Source organism: Staphylococcus sp. FSL K6-0223 (genome assembly GCF_038008285.1).
This window is the reverse complement of record NZ_JBBOYX010000001.1, coordinates 1,584,742-1,601,655: the sequence shown is the minus strand read 5'-3', so window position 1 is coordinate 1,601,655 and position 16,914 is coordinate 1,584,742. Positions and strand designations below refer to the sequence as shown.

15 protein-coding genes are annotated in these 16,914 nt (G+C 31.6%); 13 read left to right on the top strand and 2 right to left on the bottom strand.

Features of this window, described 5'->3' with window-relative positions:
- Nucleotides 1-36: 36 nt before the first annotated feature.
- On the top strand, nt 37-588 hold the full coding sequence (rsmD, locus tag MHI13_RS07850; protein ID WP_002450015.1) for a 16S rRNA (guanine(966)-N(2))-methyltransferase RsmD: 552 nt from the start codon (nt 37-39) through the stop codon (nt 586-588).
- On the top strand, nt 581-1,066 hold the full coding sequence (gene coaD / locus MHI13_RS07845) for a pantetheine-phosphate adenylyltransferase (RefSeq protein WP_017175726.1): 486 nt from the start codon (nt 581-583) through the stop codon (nt 1,064-1,066). The genes rsmD and coaD overlap by 8 nt, the downstream gene beginning before the upstream one ends.
- Nucleotides 1,067-1,112: 46 nt before the next feature.
- Here the strand turns inward: coaD and MHI13_RS07840 are convergent, their stop codons facing one another.
- Nucleotides 1,113-2,252 carry a nucleotidyltransferase gene (locus MHI13_RS07840; RefSeq protein ID WP_019835747.1) on the bottom strand — a complete coding sequence of 380 codons (1,140 nt, stop codon included), beginning with the start codon at nt 2,250-2,252 and terminating at the stop codon, nt 1,113-1,115.
- A 126-nt stretch (nt 2,253-2,378) separates the two neighbouring features.
- On the opposite strand from MHI13_RS07840, the gene MHI13_RS07835 reads away from it, so the two are divergent.
- From MHI13_RS07835 to pheT, 5 genes are all read left to right on the top strand, one after another.
- Nucleotides 2,379-2,933, top strand: coding sequence for a YceD family protein (locus tag MHI13_RS07835; protein WP_017175724.1), 555 nt, complete (start codon nt 2,379-2,381; stop codon nt 2,931-2,933).
- Nucleotides 2,934-3,017: 84 nt separating this feature from the next.
- On the top strand, nt 3,018-3,191 hold the full coding sequence (gene rpmF, locus MHI13_RS07830) for a 50S ribosomal protein L32 (RefSeq protein ID WP_001830121.1): 174 nt from the start codon (nt 3,018-3,020) through the stop codon (nt 3,189-3,191).
- Between the two features lie 115 nt (nt 3,192-3,306).
- Nucleotides 3,307-4,047 (top strand): TrmH family RNA methyltransferase, encoded by a 741-nt coding sequence (locus tag MHI13_RS07825; protein ID WP_017175723.1) that lies wholly within the window; start codon nt 3,307-3,309, stop codon nt 4,045-4,047.
- A gap of 351 nt (nt 4,048-4,398) precedes the next feature.
- On the top strand, nt 4,399-5,457 hold the full coding sequence (gene pheS, locus MHI13_RS07820) for a phenylalanine--tRNA ligase subunit alpha (RefSeq protein ID WP_054105440.1): 1,059 nt from the start codon (nt 4,399-4,401) through the stop codon (nt 5,455-5,457).
- The gene (gene pheT, locus MHI13_RS07815; RefSeq protein ID WP_054105441.1) at nt 5,457-7,859 is read left to right on the top strand and encodes a phenylalanine--tRNA ligase subunit beta; all 2,403 of its coding nucleotides are present in this window, start codon (nt 5,457-5,459) and stop codon (nt 7,857-7,859) included. Before pheS ends, pheT begins: the two co-directional genes overlap by 1 nt.
- A 437-nt stretch (nt 7,860-8,296) precedes the next feature.
- Here pheT and rnhC read toward each other — a convergent pair whose 3' ends face one another.
- Nucleotides 8,297-9,223 carry a ribonuclease HIII gene (gene rnhC / locus MHI13_RS07810; protein ID WP_017175720.1) on the bottom strand — a complete coding sequence of 309 codons (927 nt, stop codon included), beginning with the start codon at nt 9,221-9,223 and terminating at the stop codon, nt 8,297-8,299.
- Between the two features lie 213 nt (nt 9,224-9,436).
- Between rnhC and zapA the strand changes: the two genes are divergently transcribed.
- The 6 genes from zapA (at nt 9,437) to uvrC (ending at nt 16,748) form a co-directional block, all read left to right on the top strand.
- On the top strand, nt 9,437-9,703 hold the full coding sequence (zapA, locus tag MHI13_RS07805) for a cell division protein ZapA (RefSeq protein WP_017175719.1): 267 nt from the start codon (nt 9,437-9,439) through the stop codon (nt 9,701-9,703).
- On the top strand, nt 9,704-10,225 hold the full coding sequence (locus MHI13_RS07800; RefSeq protein ID WP_049335456.1) for a CvpA family protein: 522 nt from the start codon (nt 9,704-9,706) through the stop codon (nt 10,223-10,225).
- A gap of 73 nt (nt 10,226-10,298) precedes the next feature.
- On the top strand, nt 10,299-12,011 hold the full coding sequence (polX, locus tag MHI13_RS07795) for a DNA polymerase/3'-5' exonuclease PolX (RefSeq protein ID WP_340761037.1): 1,713 nt from the start codon (nt 10,299-10,301) through the stop codon (nt 12,009-12,011).
- Nucleotides 12,012-12,020: 9 nt separating this feature from the next.
- A complete protein-coding gene (locus tag MHI13_RS07790; RefSeq protein ID WP_054105443.1) occupies nt 12,021-14,372 on the top strand; it encodes an endonuclease MutS2 in 2,352 nt (783 codons plus the stop codon).
- 180 nt (nt 14,373-14,552) lie between these two features.
- On the top strand, nt 14,553-14,867 hold the full coding sequence (gene trxA, locus MHI13_RS07785) for a thioredoxin (RefSeq protein ID WP_002449989.1): 315 nt from the start codon (nt 14,553-14,555) through the stop codon (nt 14,865-14,867).
- A 96-nt stretch (nt 14,868-14,963) separates the two neighbouring features.
- Complete coding sequence (gene uvrC / locus MHI13_RS07780) at nt 14,964-16,748, top strand: excinuclease ABC subunit UvrC (protein WP_054105444.1); 1,785 nt, start codon at nt 14,964-14,966, stop codon at nt 16,746-16,748.
- Nucleotides 16,749-16,914: the final 166 nt, after the last annotated feature.

Genomic DNA, 16,914 nt, shown 5'->3' with positions numbered 1-16,914 from the left:
AGTAAATAAATGAATGAAATGGAAGTGTAAGTCAAAATGAGAGTCATTGCTGGAAAACATAAAAGTAAACCACTAGAGAGTTTAGAAGGACGTAATACACGTCCAACAATGGATAAAGTTAAAGAAGGTATTTTTAACAGTTTACATGAAGTATACGGCTTAGGTTTAGACTTATTTGCTGGTAGTGGTGCTTTAGGAATTGAAGCACTTTCTAGAGGTATGGATAAAGTTATATTTGTAGACCAAAACTTTAAAGCAGTTAAAGTGATCCAAGCTAACTTGAAACAATTAAATTTAGAGGAACAATCTGAAGTATATAAAAATAATGCAGATAGAGCGTTAAAGGCTATCAATAAAAGAGACATTCAATTTGATTTCATTTTTTTAGACCCTCCTTATAATAAAGGGCTAATAGATAAGGCTCTAGATCAAATTTCTAAGTTTAATTTATTAAAAGAACATGGTATTATCATTTGTGAGTTTAGTAATCAAGAAAAAATCAATACATATGATTTTGAAGTAATTAAGCAATATCATTACGGTTTAACAGATACTTTGTTATTAAAAAAAGGAGAACACAATGACTAAGACAAAAGCAGTCATTCCAGGTAGTTTTGATCCTATTACTTATGGGCATTTAGATATTATAGAAAGAAGTTCTGATCGATTTGATGAACTTCATGTATGTATATTAAAAAATAGTAGTAAAGCAGGTACATTTTCTATTGAAGAACGTATGGAATTAATACGTGAATCTGTAAAACATTTGCCAAATGTGAAAGTACATAATTTTAATGGATTACTTGTCGATTTTTGTGATAAAATAGGCGCTAAAACAATTATTCGTGGCTTAAGAGCAGTGAGTGATTTTGAATATGAATTACGTTTAACTTCAATGAATAAAAAATTAAATAGTAATGTAGAAACAATGTATATGATGACAAGTACAAACTATTCATTTATCAGTTCAAGTGTTGTGAAAGAAGTGGCTCAATATAAGGCAGATATTTCAGATTTCGTACCTAGGCATGTTGAAAGAGCATTAAAAGAAAAATTTGAAGATTAAAAAATTAGCGTATAGAACAGAAATGAAATGTTCCATACGCTTTAATTCAATTATTTAATCTAATTACAGGGGTATTAAAATCATTTTTCTGTTGACCTGATAATAAGTTATAAATATCGGTAGATTTAATTTCATTTTTAAAAAAATGAGCAGATGTTTTATTAATATTAGTGATGAATTGACGCTCTGGAAATTTGGTTTTTAATTGTTTGAGATAACTTTGTCCGCGACGATTCATTCCTAAAATTCTTACAGCTGAAATGGATTGAATAGAATCTTCTTTTTTTACATTTAAAAGAATTTGCATAAGTATGCGTTGTAAATGAGTATAGGTAAAGCGTTTTGTCTTCAGTAAAGACATAAAGGATTCAAAAGAAGTGGCTTGATTGATATATTTTTTTAATCGATGTTCTAGTCCTTCAGATATAGTGTATATATGAGCCATTTCATGAATTGAATGACTTAAGATATGATATTTAATCAAGCTAAATGTATCCTCTTTAGTTAAATGAGGTGTTGTATACAGTGATTGAATTGAAGAGGGAACAACTGTAGTCCACTGAGTTTCTTGAGTGATTAACGACTGCCTAATTGCAGAACCACTTGCAAAGGATGATGTTTCAATTGTCGCATCATGATGATGAGCATGCACACGTTGGATAGCAAGTCCTTTCATGTGAGGTGCAAATTGTTGTATAGCTTTTAAGTAAGTGATTGCTAAAATATTATTAGGCATTTTCAGCAAAGTATTATCGCTAATTAAATCATTTATAATTTTTGCATAATTACTACCTTCTTTTACTTTTTGATTAAAAGTTGAACTATGTTCTAAATTGATTATTTCATTTGCAACGTTTTTAAGGCGAGTTATATCAGGTGTTTCACTTCCAAAAGCAATAGTATTAACATCTAGATAACGAGCAACTTGAACAGCTATTTGTGCAAAATAATCACTTGAAGAAAGACTAGCGATAAGGGGTAACTCAACAACTAAATCGACATTGGAAAGTGCCATTTGTGTACGTAGGAATTTGTTATAAATAGCAGGTTCACCTCTCATAACGAAATTACCACTCATGATTGCAATAGAGATCTCTGCATCGGACTGTACTTTAGCTTGTTGCGCATGATAAGCATGACCGTTATGAAATGGATTATACTCTGTAATCAATCCAACACTTTTCATTTGCAATTCGTCCTTTCAGTATTCATTATTAGTATTGTAACAGATAATAAGATGTTAAGAAAAAATCTTGACAACTTATAATAGTAAAGTTAAAATAAATTTTGTGTTTGTTAGAGGTGAAGCCATATGAAATGGTCAATAACGCAATTGAGAAAATATCAAGGTAAACCTTTTGAATTCAATGAAAAGGCGAACTTTGACGATTTAATAGAACCTTTAGGTCTGATTGATTTATCAGAGATGAATATCGAAGGTGAATTAACCATAAAATCAAATGAAGTGATAGCAGATATGCATGTTACTGGTACGTATACTATGCCTTGTGCTCGTACATTAGTGCCTGTAGATGTGCCACTTGATGTCAGAACTTCCGAAATATTTGATTTAGAAGGTTATAATAGTTATACCGATGAAGAAGTAGATGAAGATGAACATTATCATCTTGCTACAGATGGTATGATTAATATCCGAGATATTGCTAAAGAATTGGTTATTATTGAGAAGCCAATGCGTGCATTTTCTGAGAATAGTGATCAAATGCTTACAGAAGGTAACGGTTGGGAAGTTATTGATGAAGAACAAGCGCTTGAGCTTGAGCACTCTAAAGATAACGACGATTCCCAAACACGCCAAGTTGATCCTAGGCTTCAAAAATTACAACAGTTATATGATAAAGAGTAATAGCAGGTTAATTTAATTTATAGTATAATAATTAAATGACCGAATACTTGAGATTATGTGTTTTAATATTAAGGAGGATATATCATGGCAGTACCAAAAAGAAGAACGTCTAAAACTAGAAAAAATAAACGTCGTACTCATTTCAAAATTTCAGTACCTGGTATGACTGAATGCCCAAACTGTGGCGAGTACAAATTATCTCACCGCGTATGTAAAAACTGTGGTTCTTACAATGGTGAAGAAGTCGTTTCTAAATAATTTATATCTATTTAAAAAAGGTGGAATACGAATTCATTATGAATTCTATCCCACTCTTTTTTTATATTATCTCAATTTATACCATTGCTATCAAAAATAATTTGGAGAGACTATTATGGAACAAATTACTTCAACACAAAATAATAAAATTAAATTAGCAAATAAACTTAAAAAGAAAAAAGAACGCGATAAAACAGGATTAGCTCTCATCGAAGGCATACATTTAATTGATGAAGCATTTAAAAGTAATATGATGATTAAACAATTATTTGTAATTGAGCCAGAAAGAACAGATTCTAGACTTTTAGAGTATGCAAAAGAAGCTTACGAAATTAATATGAAAGTGGCTGAATCATTATCAGGGACTATTACACCGCAAGGTTTTTTTGCAGTCATTGAAAAACCTAAACATGATATCTCAAAAGCGAAACAAGTGTTATTACTTGATCGTATACAAGATCCTGGTAACTTAGGCACGTTAATTCGTACAGCAGATGCTGCGGGTATAGATATGATTGTAATGGAAAAAGGTACAGCAGACGCATACCAAGATAAAGTAATGAGAGCCAGTCAAGGAAGTGTATTTCATATTCCTATTGTCACGACAGAATTAAATAAATTTATTGAACAATTTGATGGCCCAGTATATGGTACAGCCTTAGAAAATGCTGTGTCCTATAAAAACATCGAATCGCAAGACACATTTGCCTTATTACTTGGTAATGAAGGAGAAGGTGTTAATAAAGAATTATTAGCACATACCTCGCAGAATCTTATTATACCTATATACGGCAAAGCGGAAAGTTTAAACGTGGCGATTGCTGGAAGTATTTTGCTTTATCATTTGAAAGGTTGACCTTTTGATTTAAAATCGACTATACTTAATTGTATACAAAATTAAAATAATATGTTTATTAAAGATAAATATAAACCGATAAAAAGACGTAAACTAAATGATTAATTGCACAGGGAAAGTAAGCGTGACTGAAACTTACTTCAATTTACATTAGTTTTTTTCACCTTTTTGGTTACTTAAAGAAATTTAAGTCGGAGTGCATCTTCGTTAACAATGCTAACAAGTGTATGCTTAGGCATAAATTTGGGTGGTACCACGGAAGGCTTTCGTCCCAGTTATTTAGGGATGAAAGTCTTTTTTTAATTTAATAAAGTAAATTTTATGATAAATAGAAAGTATGAGGTGTAAGTCATGACTCAAAATGATTCAATGACAGAATTAAGACAACAAGCTTTAGTAGACATTAACGAAGCGCAAGATGAACGTGCTTTACAAGATGTCAAAGTAAAGTATCTAGGAAAAAAAGGCTCTGTAAGTGGTTTAATGAAAAATATGAAAGATTTACCAAATGAAGAAAAGCCAGCTTATGGACAAAAAGTAAATGAGTTAAGACAAGCAATTCAAAATGAACTTGAAGAAAAACAAGAATTATTAAAAAATGAAAAGTTAAACGAACAACTTGCTGAGGAAACAATTGATGTTACATTACCTAGTCGCCAAATTAATATTGGCTCAAAACATCCATTAACTAGAACGGTTGAAGAAATTGAAGATTTATTCCTAGGATTAGGATATGAAATTGTTGATGGATACGAAGTAGAACAAGATTATTATAATTTTGAAGCTTTAAACCTTCCTAAATCACATCCAGCCCGAGATATGCAAGATAGTTTTTATATTACAGATGAGATTTTAATGCGTACGCACACGTCTCCAGTGCAAGCACGTACAATGGAAAAACGTCACGGTCAAGGACCAGTAAAAATTATTTGTCCTGGGAAAGTGTATCGACGAGATTCAGATGATGCTACACATAGTCATCAATTTACACAAATTGAAGGTTTAGTAGTAGATAAACATATCAAAATGAGTGATTTGAAAGGAACGTTAGAGTTAGTAGCTAAAAAATTATTTGGTGCTGATCGTGAAATTCGATTACGACCAAGTTATTTCCCATTCACAGAGCCATCAGTGGAAGTAGACGTCTCTTGTTTCAAATGTAAAGGTAAAGGATGTAATGTATGTAAACATACTGGATGGATTGAAATCTTAGGTGCAGGTATGGTACATCCTAATGTTCTAGAAATGGCCGGTTTTGATTCAAATGAATATTCTGGCTTTGCATTCGGTATGGGGCCAGATCGTATAGCAATGTTAAAATACGGAATCGAAGACATTCGTCATTTCTATACAAATGATGTGAGATTCCTTAATCAATTTAAAGCTGTAGAAGATAGAGGTGAAGCATAATGTTGATTTCAAATGAATGGTTAAAAGATTACGTAGATGCTGGTGTACCTGCTAAAGACTTAGCTGAGCGTATTACACGTACGGGTATTGAAGTAGCAGATATTATAGATTACTCAAAAGATATTAAAAATGTAGTAGTAGGATATGTAACATCTAAAGAAAAACATCCAGATGCAGATAAATTGAATATCTGTCAAGTTGATATAGGTGAAGAAGAACTTGTTCAAATTGTTTGTGGGGCACCTAATGTTGATGAAAATCAATATGTGATTGTGGCTAAAGTAGGTGGACGTTTACCTGGAGGTATTAAAATAAAACGTGCCAAATTACGCGGAGAACGTTCGGAAGGTATGATTTGTTCCTTACAAGAAATTGGTGTCTCAAGTAATGTTGTACCAAAAGACTATGAAAATGGAATTTTCGTATTTCCTAGTGAAGTGACACCGGGAACTGATGCATTAGACGCATTATATCTTAATGATCAAATTATGGAATTTGATTTAACACCTAACCGTGCAGACGCTTTAAGTATGGTGGGAACTGCATATGAAGTTGCAGCATTATATCAAACTGAAATGACTAAACCAAACACAACGCTTAACGAAACTGAAACTTCAGCAACAGATGAGTTATCAGTGACAGTTGATAATCCTGAAAAAGTTCCTTATTACAGTGCAAGAGTTGTTAAAAATGTGAGAATTGCACCATCACCTATCTGGATGCAAGCACGTTTAATTAAAGCTGGTATCCGTCCAATTAATAATGTAGTTGATATTTCTAACTATGTATTACTTGAATATGGTCAACCACTTCATATGTTTGATCAAGACCATATGGGTTCTAAAGATATCGTTGTACGTCAAGCGAATGAAAATGAAACAATGACAACATTAGACGATACTGAAAGAACGCTTATTGATACAGATATCGTTATCACAAATGGTAAAGAACCTATTGCATTAGCTGGTGTTATGGGTGGAGATTTTTCAGAAGTGACTGATCAAACAATGAATGTCGTAGTAGAAGGTGCGATTTTTGACTCTGTATCTATCCGTCACACATCACGTCGTTTGAATTTACGTAGTGAGTCTTCAAGTCGTTTTGAAAAAGGTATTGCAACAGAATTTGTTAATGAAGCAGTCGATAGAGCTTGTTATTTACTTGAACATTATGCTTCTGGTGAAGTATTAAAAGATAGAGTGGCACAAGGGGATTTAGGTTCACTTGTTACGCCAATTGATATTACTGCGGAAAAAGTAAATCAAACAATTGGTTTTAATTTATCAAATGATGAGATTAAAGCTATTTTCGAACAATTAGGATTTAAAACGATTCAAAATGCCGATACTTTAACAGTATATGTACCTTCACGTCGTAAAGATATTTCAATTAAGGAAGATTTAATTGAAGAAATAGCAAGAATATACGGATATGATAATATTCCTTCAACTTTACCAGTGTTTGATGATGTAACTAGTGGAAAATTGACAGATCGTCAATATAAAACGCGTACGGTAAAAGAAACACTCGAAGGTGCAGGATTAAATCAAGCCATCACATATTCACTTGTGTCTAAAGACCATGCCAAAGATTTTGCATTACAAGAACGTCCTACAATTAGTCTACTTATGCCAATGAGTGAAGCGCATTCTACATTACGTCAAAGCTTATTACCACATTTAATCGAAGCAACAACTTATAACGTAGCACGTAAAAACAAAAATGTAAGATTATATGAAATTGGACGTGTGTTCTTTGGTAACGGCAAAGATGAATTACCGGATGAAATCGAATATTTAAGTGGTATTCTAACTGGAGAATATGTAGTTAATACTTGGCAAGGTAAAAAAGAAGAGATTGATTTCTTTATTGCTAAAGGTGTAGTCGATCGAATTGCTGAAAAATTAAATTTAGATTTCACTTATAAAGCTGGCGAAATAAAAGGCCTTCATCCAGGTAGAACTGCGATTGTTTCATTAGAAGGTAAAGAGATAGGATTTGTAGGAGAATTACATCCTCAATTAGCAGCTGAAAATGATCTTAAACGCACATATGTATTTGAATTAGACTATGATGCAATGATGCAAGTAGCTGTAGGTTACATTAATTATGAACCAATTCCAAAATTCCCTGGTGTGTCAAGAGATATCGCTATGGAAGTAAAACGTGACATGCCTTCATCAGAATTATTAGACATTATTCATGAGAATGGTGAAGACATTCTAAAAAATACACTTGTATTTGATGTGTATGAAGGTGAACACTTGGAAGAAGGTAAAAAATCAGTAGCCATTCGTTTAAATTATTTAGATACTGAAAATACACTTACAGATGAACGTGTTTCTAAAGTGCATGATAAAATTTTAGAAGCATTAAAAGCTAAAGGCGCTACAATTCGATAATAAATTAAAGAAGAGATTGGGATATACATCCTAAAAAATAGCCAGTAAATGAGTTTATTATAAAGTCATTTACTGGTTTCATTATTTACAATACTTTGTATAGTTGGTTCGCTTTATTAGGGAATAAATTTAGTCTGTAGTCTTTAGCGTATCCTATTTTATCAAGAGTCGCGCTAAAATACTTTTTTTATGTAATTTTACATTTAAATACTTTTAAAAAATAAGGTCCTTTCGTATAATTTAATAAACTTCATTAAATTAACGAGGTACCTTATGTATAAAGATTCTAACATGACTCAACTTACTTGACCGATAGAAACTTCAGCACTTGTTCCCGCAAACGATGTGTCACGATATGTAAATAAAAGTGTTGAAACAATTCTCGATACTGAATTTGATGAATTTAGACATCATCGTATAGCATTCTAAAATGTTCTTTATTGATACTTTTTATTAACCAACGTCCATGCTTTATCACGATTTTTAAAATGTTTTTTTGAAATAGAATCTAACTTACTAATATTATATTTTTCAATAATTTGAGCAGCGATTAAATCTACTTTATGACTCGCGCCTTTTGGAATATCAAAATGCATCATTTTTGATATTGAATCCATGTGCTTAATAAAAGCATAGCGAGAAATGATACTTGCTGCTGCAATAGCAAGGGATTTAGATTCTCCCTTTGTTTCAAATTTTGTTTGATTTGGAAAAGGTAAGTCGCTTAGAGCATAACGCTTGTAGACGTTACGTTCTGCAAATTGGTCAATGACAATGTAGTCTAATGCTTTAGTATCTATCTTGTTAGTTACATTTTTTATCGCTTCATTATGAAGGACTGCTTTCATTTTTACTTGAGACCAACCTAGTGCTTGTCTTTCATTATATTTAGTATTGTTTAATGTAAGTAATGAATGAGGAATAAAGGTAATCAGTTGTTCTGCAAGTTCTATAATTTTAGTGTCTGTTAATTTTTTCGAATCATCTACGCCTAGCGTTCTTAAAATATCTATATGCTCTTTAGATACAAAAGCAGCACAAACCGTTAATGGACCAAAATAATCGCCACTTCCCGCTTCATCACTACCAATACAGTTATAATCATTATATGTTATATTATGTAAATCATCTGCCTTTGAAGATTTTGAATTAGTTACAGAATCAGTAGTACAAAATTGACGCGCTATATGTTCAGCATGTTTTCCTTGAAACATAACTTTACCAGAATTGTAAATACTAATGACAGTGTCATGATATTTGGTTCTTGCTTTCATCCCATTAGGTAAATTGGATGTACTAAAGTTAATTTGGTTCAACAGTTGCTCAATATCTTGATTAGTTAATTTATGTACTACATTTCCCATAAAATGTTTAAACCTCTCTTTTAAAATTCTAATAGATATACTTTAACATAATGAAGATAAAAACGTAGGTTTAGTGGTATAAATAAATAGTATTTTAAATCTATAATTACAAATAAGAGACGCTCATGTATAATAATAATAATCTACTTATTCACTCAACAAAACATTAGTCAAAGAAATTTAAAATATTATCAAAAGTCAGGAGTTAATACAATGGGAGAATTTAAAAATCGTATTAATGTATCGATCAATGATCAAAATTTTACGATTATCGGTGACGATGATCCTGAACACATACGTTATGTAGCACATTTAGTAGATGAACAGCTAAGATTATTAGGACGTAAATCAGCAGGATTAGATACAACAAGAAAAGCAATTTTAACTGCAGTGAATATCATGGACGAAAAAGTGAAATTGGAAGAAGAAAACGAAATATTAAAACAAATGATTTATGAATTAAAACAACAGGATAGCTAAATGACTATAGATTTAGTAATGATACTTATTATTTTGATGTATATGATAATTGGTTTTAGAAGAGGCCTTTGGCTGAATAGTCTTCATTTGTCGTCTACGCTTGTCTCACTATTCATTGCGCATCGTTTTTACCAATATATATCAAAACAAATGATTGTTTTTGTTCCATTTCCTAAAACAGTTGCTTTTGATACGCACTTCGCATTTCAATATCATGATGTACAACAACGTTTTGATACTATTGTGGCATTTTTATGTATTGCTTTTATAAGTAAGTTGCTTTTATATCTTATTATTGTAACTTTTGATAATATAGTGTCATATCATAATATTCATGTTACAAGTCGAATATTGGGAAGCGTATTAGGTAGTATTGCCAGTGTGATTGTACTGCAACTTGTTTTATATTTAGTATCTTTATATCCTAATGAATGGATTCAAGAAAGTTTAAAACACGGTTATTTAAGCCATATTATTCTATTTAAGATGCCGTTTTTATCATCTTATATACTAAATTTATAAATAAAAAAAGATAAAAGGTCAGGACTAGGTGATGGATATAAACCTCCTGGTCTCTTTTTATGGAGTGAATGTAATGACAAAGAAAGATGTAATTCAACTACTAGAAAAAATTGCTATATATATGGAATTGAATGGAGAAAATACGTTTAAAGTATCTGCTTATCGTAAAGCAGCACAAAGTCTTGAAATAGATGAACGTTCTTTAGATGAAATAAAAGATGTTACTGAATTAAAAGGAATTGGAAAAGGGGTAGGAGAGGTCATTAGCGAATATCGAGAAACAGGTACCTCATCAACTTTAAAAGAATTGCAACGTTTAGTTCCTGAAGGATTAATTCCTTTAATGAAAATTCAAGGTTTAGGTAGTAAAAAAATTGCAAAGTTGTATAAAGAGTTAAATATTACAGATAAAGAACATCTTCAAGAAGCTTGTGAAGCGGGAAAAGTTAGTGAACTAAGTGGATTTGCTAAAAAAACGGAACAAAACATACTTGAAGCAGTAAAAGCACTAGGAGCTAAAAAAGATTATTATCCTATTGATTTGATGCGACATTTAAATAAAGATATTATGACTTATCTAGAACAATTAGAAGAAGTTGAACATTATTCTGAAGCAGGTAGTTTCCGTCGTTATAAAGAAGTAAGTAAAGATTTAGACTATATTATTAGTACACGACACCCTCTTCATGTACAACAACACCTTTTAAATATTCCAAATAAAGTGAAAGAAGTCGCAGTTGGAGAAACGAAAGTGTCACTTGAATTGGAATATGATGATGAAACGATTGGTGTAGATTTTAGACTTGTTGAACCAGAAGCCTTTTATCATACCTTACAGCACTTTACAGGTTCCAAAGATCATAACATTCGCATTAGACAACTTGCTAAAGCACAAAATGAAAAAGTGAGTGAGTATGGTATCGAACAACAAGATGGAACGTTACTCCAATTCCAAAGTGAAGATGAAATTTACCAACACTTCGGTAGACATTGGATTGCTCCAGCAATGCGTGAAGATGGCAGTGAGTTTGATCGTGATTTAAATTCAATCATTACATTAGATGATATTAAAGGTGATCTTCATATGCATACAACGTATAGTGACGGCGCTTTTTCTATACGAGAGATGATTGAAGCAAACATTAAAAAAGGCTATGAATACATGGTCATTACGGATCATTCAAAGAGTTTAAAAGTTGCGCATGGATTACAAGTTGAACGATTATTACGTCAAAATGAAGAAATAAAAAATTTGAATGAAGAATACACAGAAATAGATATTTACTCAGGTACAGAGATGGATATTTTACCTGATGGATCATTAGATTATGAGGATGATATACTATCGCAACTTGACTATGTTATTGCAGCTATTCATCAAAGTTTCAATCAATCTGAAGAAGAGATTATGCAACGCCTAGAACATGCATGTCGTAATCCTTATGTTAGAAATATTGCACATCCAACTGGTCGTATTATTGAGCGACGTGAAGGGTATCAACCTAATATAGAACAGTTGATGCAACTTGCAGAAGAAACACAAACGGTAATGGAAATTAATGCTAATCCAAAACGATTAGATTTAAATGTTGCCACTGTAAAAAAATATCCAAATATTAAATTAACAATTAATACAGATGCTCATCATGTGGATCATCTTGATTTTATGAAATATGGCGTAGCTACTGCGCAAAAAGGATTTGTAAATAAAGATAGAGTGATTAATACAATGACGCGTGACGCTTTTAAAAACTTTATTAATAATAATATTAAATTACAGAAATAGAGGGATTGTATGAGACAAAAAACATTAGACGTCTTAGAGTTTGATAAAATCAAATCATTTGTAGCTTCTGAAACGATAAGTGATTTAGGACGTGAAAAAGTGTCTAAAATGTCTCCAGCAACTGATTTTGAAACTGTAGAATTTCAAATGAATGAGACAGATGAAATATCACAAATTTATAATAAACATCGTTTACCTAGTTTAAGTGGTTTATCAAAAGTATCACCATTAATTCACCGTGCTAAAATTGGTGGAGTGCTTAATGTTACCGAATTAAATGTAATTAAGCGGTTGATACAAGTACAAAATCAATTTAAAACATTTTATAATCAACTGCTTGAAGAAGATGAAGGCGTCGTAAAGTATCCAATTTTAAATGAAAGAATGAATCAACTACCTGTACTTACTGATTTATATCAAGAAATAAATGAAAAATGTGATGCTTACGATTTATATGATAATGCAAGTTATGAATTGCAAGGTATTCGAAGCAAAATATCAAGTACGACTCAACGCATTAGACAAAATTTAGATCGTATTGTTAAAAGTCAAGCTAATCAAAAGAAACTTTCAGATGCCATTATTACAGTGCGAAATGATCGCAATGTGATACCGGTAAAAGCAGAATATCGACAAGATTTTAAAGGGATTGTGCATGATCAATCAGCTTCTGGACAAACCCTTTATATTGAACCATCTTCTATTGTTGAAATGAATAATCAAATTAGTCGATTAAGAAATGATGAAGCAGTAGAACGTGAACGTATATTAACAGAATTAACAGGTTTCGTAGCTGCTGATGATGATAATTGTTTAGTGGCAGAGTCGGTTATGGGTCAAATTGATTTCTTAACGGCTAAAGCGCGCTATGCACGATCAATTAAAGGGACAAAACCTACTTTTTATAAGGAAAGAACGGTTTATTTACCTAATGCTTATCATCCTTTATTGAATAAAGATACAGTCGTAGCAAATACAATTGAATTTATTGATGATATTGAAACGGTTATTATTACGGGACCTAACACAGGTGGTAAAACTGTCACTTTAAAAACGTTAGGACTTATCATTGTGATGGCTCAATCCGGGTTACTCATTCCTACATTAGATGGTAGTCAATTGAGTGTATTTGAAAACGTATATTGTGATATAGGTGATGAACAATCGATTGAACAATCGCTATCTACGTTTTCATCACATATGAAAAATATTGTAGAAATTTTGAAAGAAACGGATAAAAATAGTCTTGTTTTATTTGATGAATTAGGTGCTGGAACCGATCCGAGTGAAGGTGCAGCTTTAGCTATGAGTATTCTCGATCATGTGAGGGAGATTGGTTCATTAGTTATGGCAACGACACATTATCCAGAGCTTAAAGCTTATAGTTATAATCGTGAAGGCGTTATGAATGCAAGTGTTGAGTTTGATGTGAATACATTAAGTCCGACTTACAAATTATTAATGGGTGTTCCTGGACGTTCCAATGCCTTTGATATTTCTAAAAAATTAGGTTTAGGATTAAACATCATTAATAAGGCTAAAACAATGATTGGTACAGACGAACAAGAAATTAATTCAATGATAGAATCATTAGAGAAAAACTCTAAACGTGTGGATGAACAACGTATTGAGCTTGAAAAATTATTGAGAGAAGCACGAACGACGCATGATGATTTGGAACGTCAGTATCAACAATATAAAAATTATGAACAAAAATTAATGGATGAAGCTAAAGATAAAGCAAATCAGCGCATTAAATCAGCTACAAAAGAAGCAGATGACATTCTAAAAGATTTAAGAGAAATGCGAGATAAAAAAGGGGCCGACGTTAAAGAACATGAATTAATAGATAAGAAAAAACATTTAGAAGATCAATATGAAGCTAAATCCTTAAAACAAAATGTAAAAAAACAAAAATGGGATGATATTCATGCTGGCGATGAAGTTAAAGTATTATCTTATGGCCAAAAAGGCGAAGTATTAGAATTAAGCGGAGAAAATGAAGCTGTAGTTCAAATGGGTATTATCAAAATGAAATTACCTATTGAAGATTTAGAAAAAACGAAAAAGAAAAAAGAAAAACCAACGAAAATGGTGACACGCCAAAATCGTCAAACTATTAAAACAGAATTAGACTTAAGAGGCTATCGTTATGAAGAAGCGGTTGGAGCTTTAGATCAATATATTGACCAAGCTGTATTAAGTAACTATGAACAGGTTTATATTATTCATGGTAAAGGTACTGGTGCACTTCAAAAAGCAGTTCAAAATCATTTAAAAAAACATAAAAGTGTTCAATCTTTTCGTGGTGGAATGCCAAGTGAAGGCGGATTTGGTGTTACAGTAGCAGAACTTAAATAATATAAAACTAGAATGTTGATTTTTTTAAAATTTGACGTACAATAAAGCAAGCGTTTAATCTTAACACAAGTTTATGACAAGATTAATAAATAGTGATAAAAATGAGCAAGAGCAATGCAGATATATGGAAAGTCTGTTATAATTTGCTCATCATTTAATATTTAAGGAGGATTGGCAATTATGGCAATCGTAAAAGTTACAGATTCAAATTTTGATGAAAACATTCAATCAGGTGTTAAATTAGTAGATTTTTGGGCAACTTGGTGTGGACCTTGTAAAATGATCGCCCCTGTGTTAGAAGAATTAGCTGGAGACTATGATGGTAAAGCAGACATCTTAAAATTAGATGTAGATGAAAATCCATCTACTGCTGCTAAATATGAAGTAATGAGCATCCCAACTTTAATCGTATTTAAAGATGGAGAAGCAGTAGATAAAGTAGTAGGTTTCCAACCTAAAGAAAACTTAGCAGAAGTTTTAGATAAACATCTATAATATTTAGTACAATTATAAAAGAATGGGGCATTACATGTTATGTAATCGCTCCGTCTTTTTTATGTGAACGTCAAGTTAATAGAAAGGAGGAGACGGATGACCGACTACGAAGAAAAAATTAGAGATAAATTAAGTGTCGTCCCATTTGAACCAGGCTGTTATTTAATGAAAGATCGAAATGACCAAATTATTTATGTAGGTAAAGCAAAACGATTACGAAATCGACTACGTTCTTATTTTACTGGTGCACATGATGCAAAAACTACACGTCTTGTTAGTGAAATTCGCAACTTCGAATTTATTGTAACTTCAAGTGAGACAGAATCATTATTACTTGAGTTGAATTTGATTAAACAATATCAACCTCGCTACAATATTTTATTAAAAGATGATAAAAGTTATCCTTTTATAAAGATTACTAAAGAAAAACATCCACGTTTACTTGTGACTCGTACAGTAAAAAAAGGTACAGGAAAATATTTTGGACCTTATCCTAATGCATATTCAGCACAAGAAACTAAAAAATTATTAGATCGTATTTATCCTTTTAGAAAATGTGATAATATGCCTGATAAATTGTGTCTATATTATCATATCGGTCAGTGTATGGGACCATGTGTGTATGATGTAGATCAACAAAAATATGCACAAATGACGCGTGAAATTACTGACTTTTTAAATGGAGAAGATAAAACAATTCTTCATAATCTTGAAACACGCATGCTAGATGCTAGTGAGAAGTTAGATTTTGAACGTGCTAAAGAATATAGAGATTTAATTCAACATATTCATAATTTAACTAAAAAACAAAAAATTATGTCTTCAGATAATACAATTAGAGATGTTTTTGGATATAGTGTTTCTAAAGGTTGGATGTGTATTCAAGTATTCTTTATTAGACAAGGAAATATGATTCAACGTGATGCAACAATGATTCCTCTACAACAAACAGAAGAAGAAGAATTTTATACATTCATTGGACAATTCTACAGCTTAAATCAACATATTTTACCTAAAGAAGTACATGTACCGAAAAATTTAGATAAAGATATCATTCACTCTGTGGTTGATACAAAAATTGTTCTACCTGCGCGTGGAACAAAGAAAGAAATGGTTGATTTAGCTAATCATAATGCTGAAGTTGCACTAGAAAATAAATTTCAATTAATCGCTAAAGACGAATCTAGAACGATAAAAGCTATCGAAGAACTTGGTGAAAGAATGGGCATTCAAACACCGATAAGAATTGAAGCATTTGATAACTCAAATATCCAAGGTGTTGATCCTGTTTCGGCAATGGTAACATTTGTGGATGGTAAACCGGATAAAAAAGGATATCGTAAATACAAAATTAAGACTGTGAAAGGTCCTGATGATTATAAGTCGATGAGAGAAGTTGTACGTCGTCGTTATACGCGTGTACTTAATGAAGGTCTTCCATTACCAGATCTTATTATCGTTGATGGTGGTAAAGGACATATGTCTGGCGTCATAGATGTACTAGAAAATGAACTGGGTTTAGATATTCCTGTTGCTGGATTAAGAAAAAATGATAAACACCAAACATCTGAATTATTATACGGTACAAATGCTGAGGTTGTACCTCTAAAGAAAAATAGTCAAGCCTTTTATTTGCTTCATAGAATCCAAGATGAAGTACATCGTTTTGCGATAACATTCCATCGTCAAACTAGACAAAAAACTGGATTACAATCTGTTCTTGATACAGTAGAGGGTATAGGAAGTAAACGAAAAACAAAATTATTAAGAACATTTGGTTCTATTAAAAAAATGAAAGAAGCTAGTATAGAAGATTTAAAAGCTGCAGGATTACCTAAAAAGGTAGCTGAAAATCTACAATATGCTTTAAAAGAAGATTAATTTCAAAAAAAGGGGTATGACTTTGAATTTCATACCCCATACATTTAGAAAGAATGTTACAATATAGTTAACAAAAGGCTTATTTTTTTAAGAAAGTATGGAAGCGTTTTCTAAATAAGAAATATTATCATTTTATAGTAGTTACACAATTATCATGTAATACTTG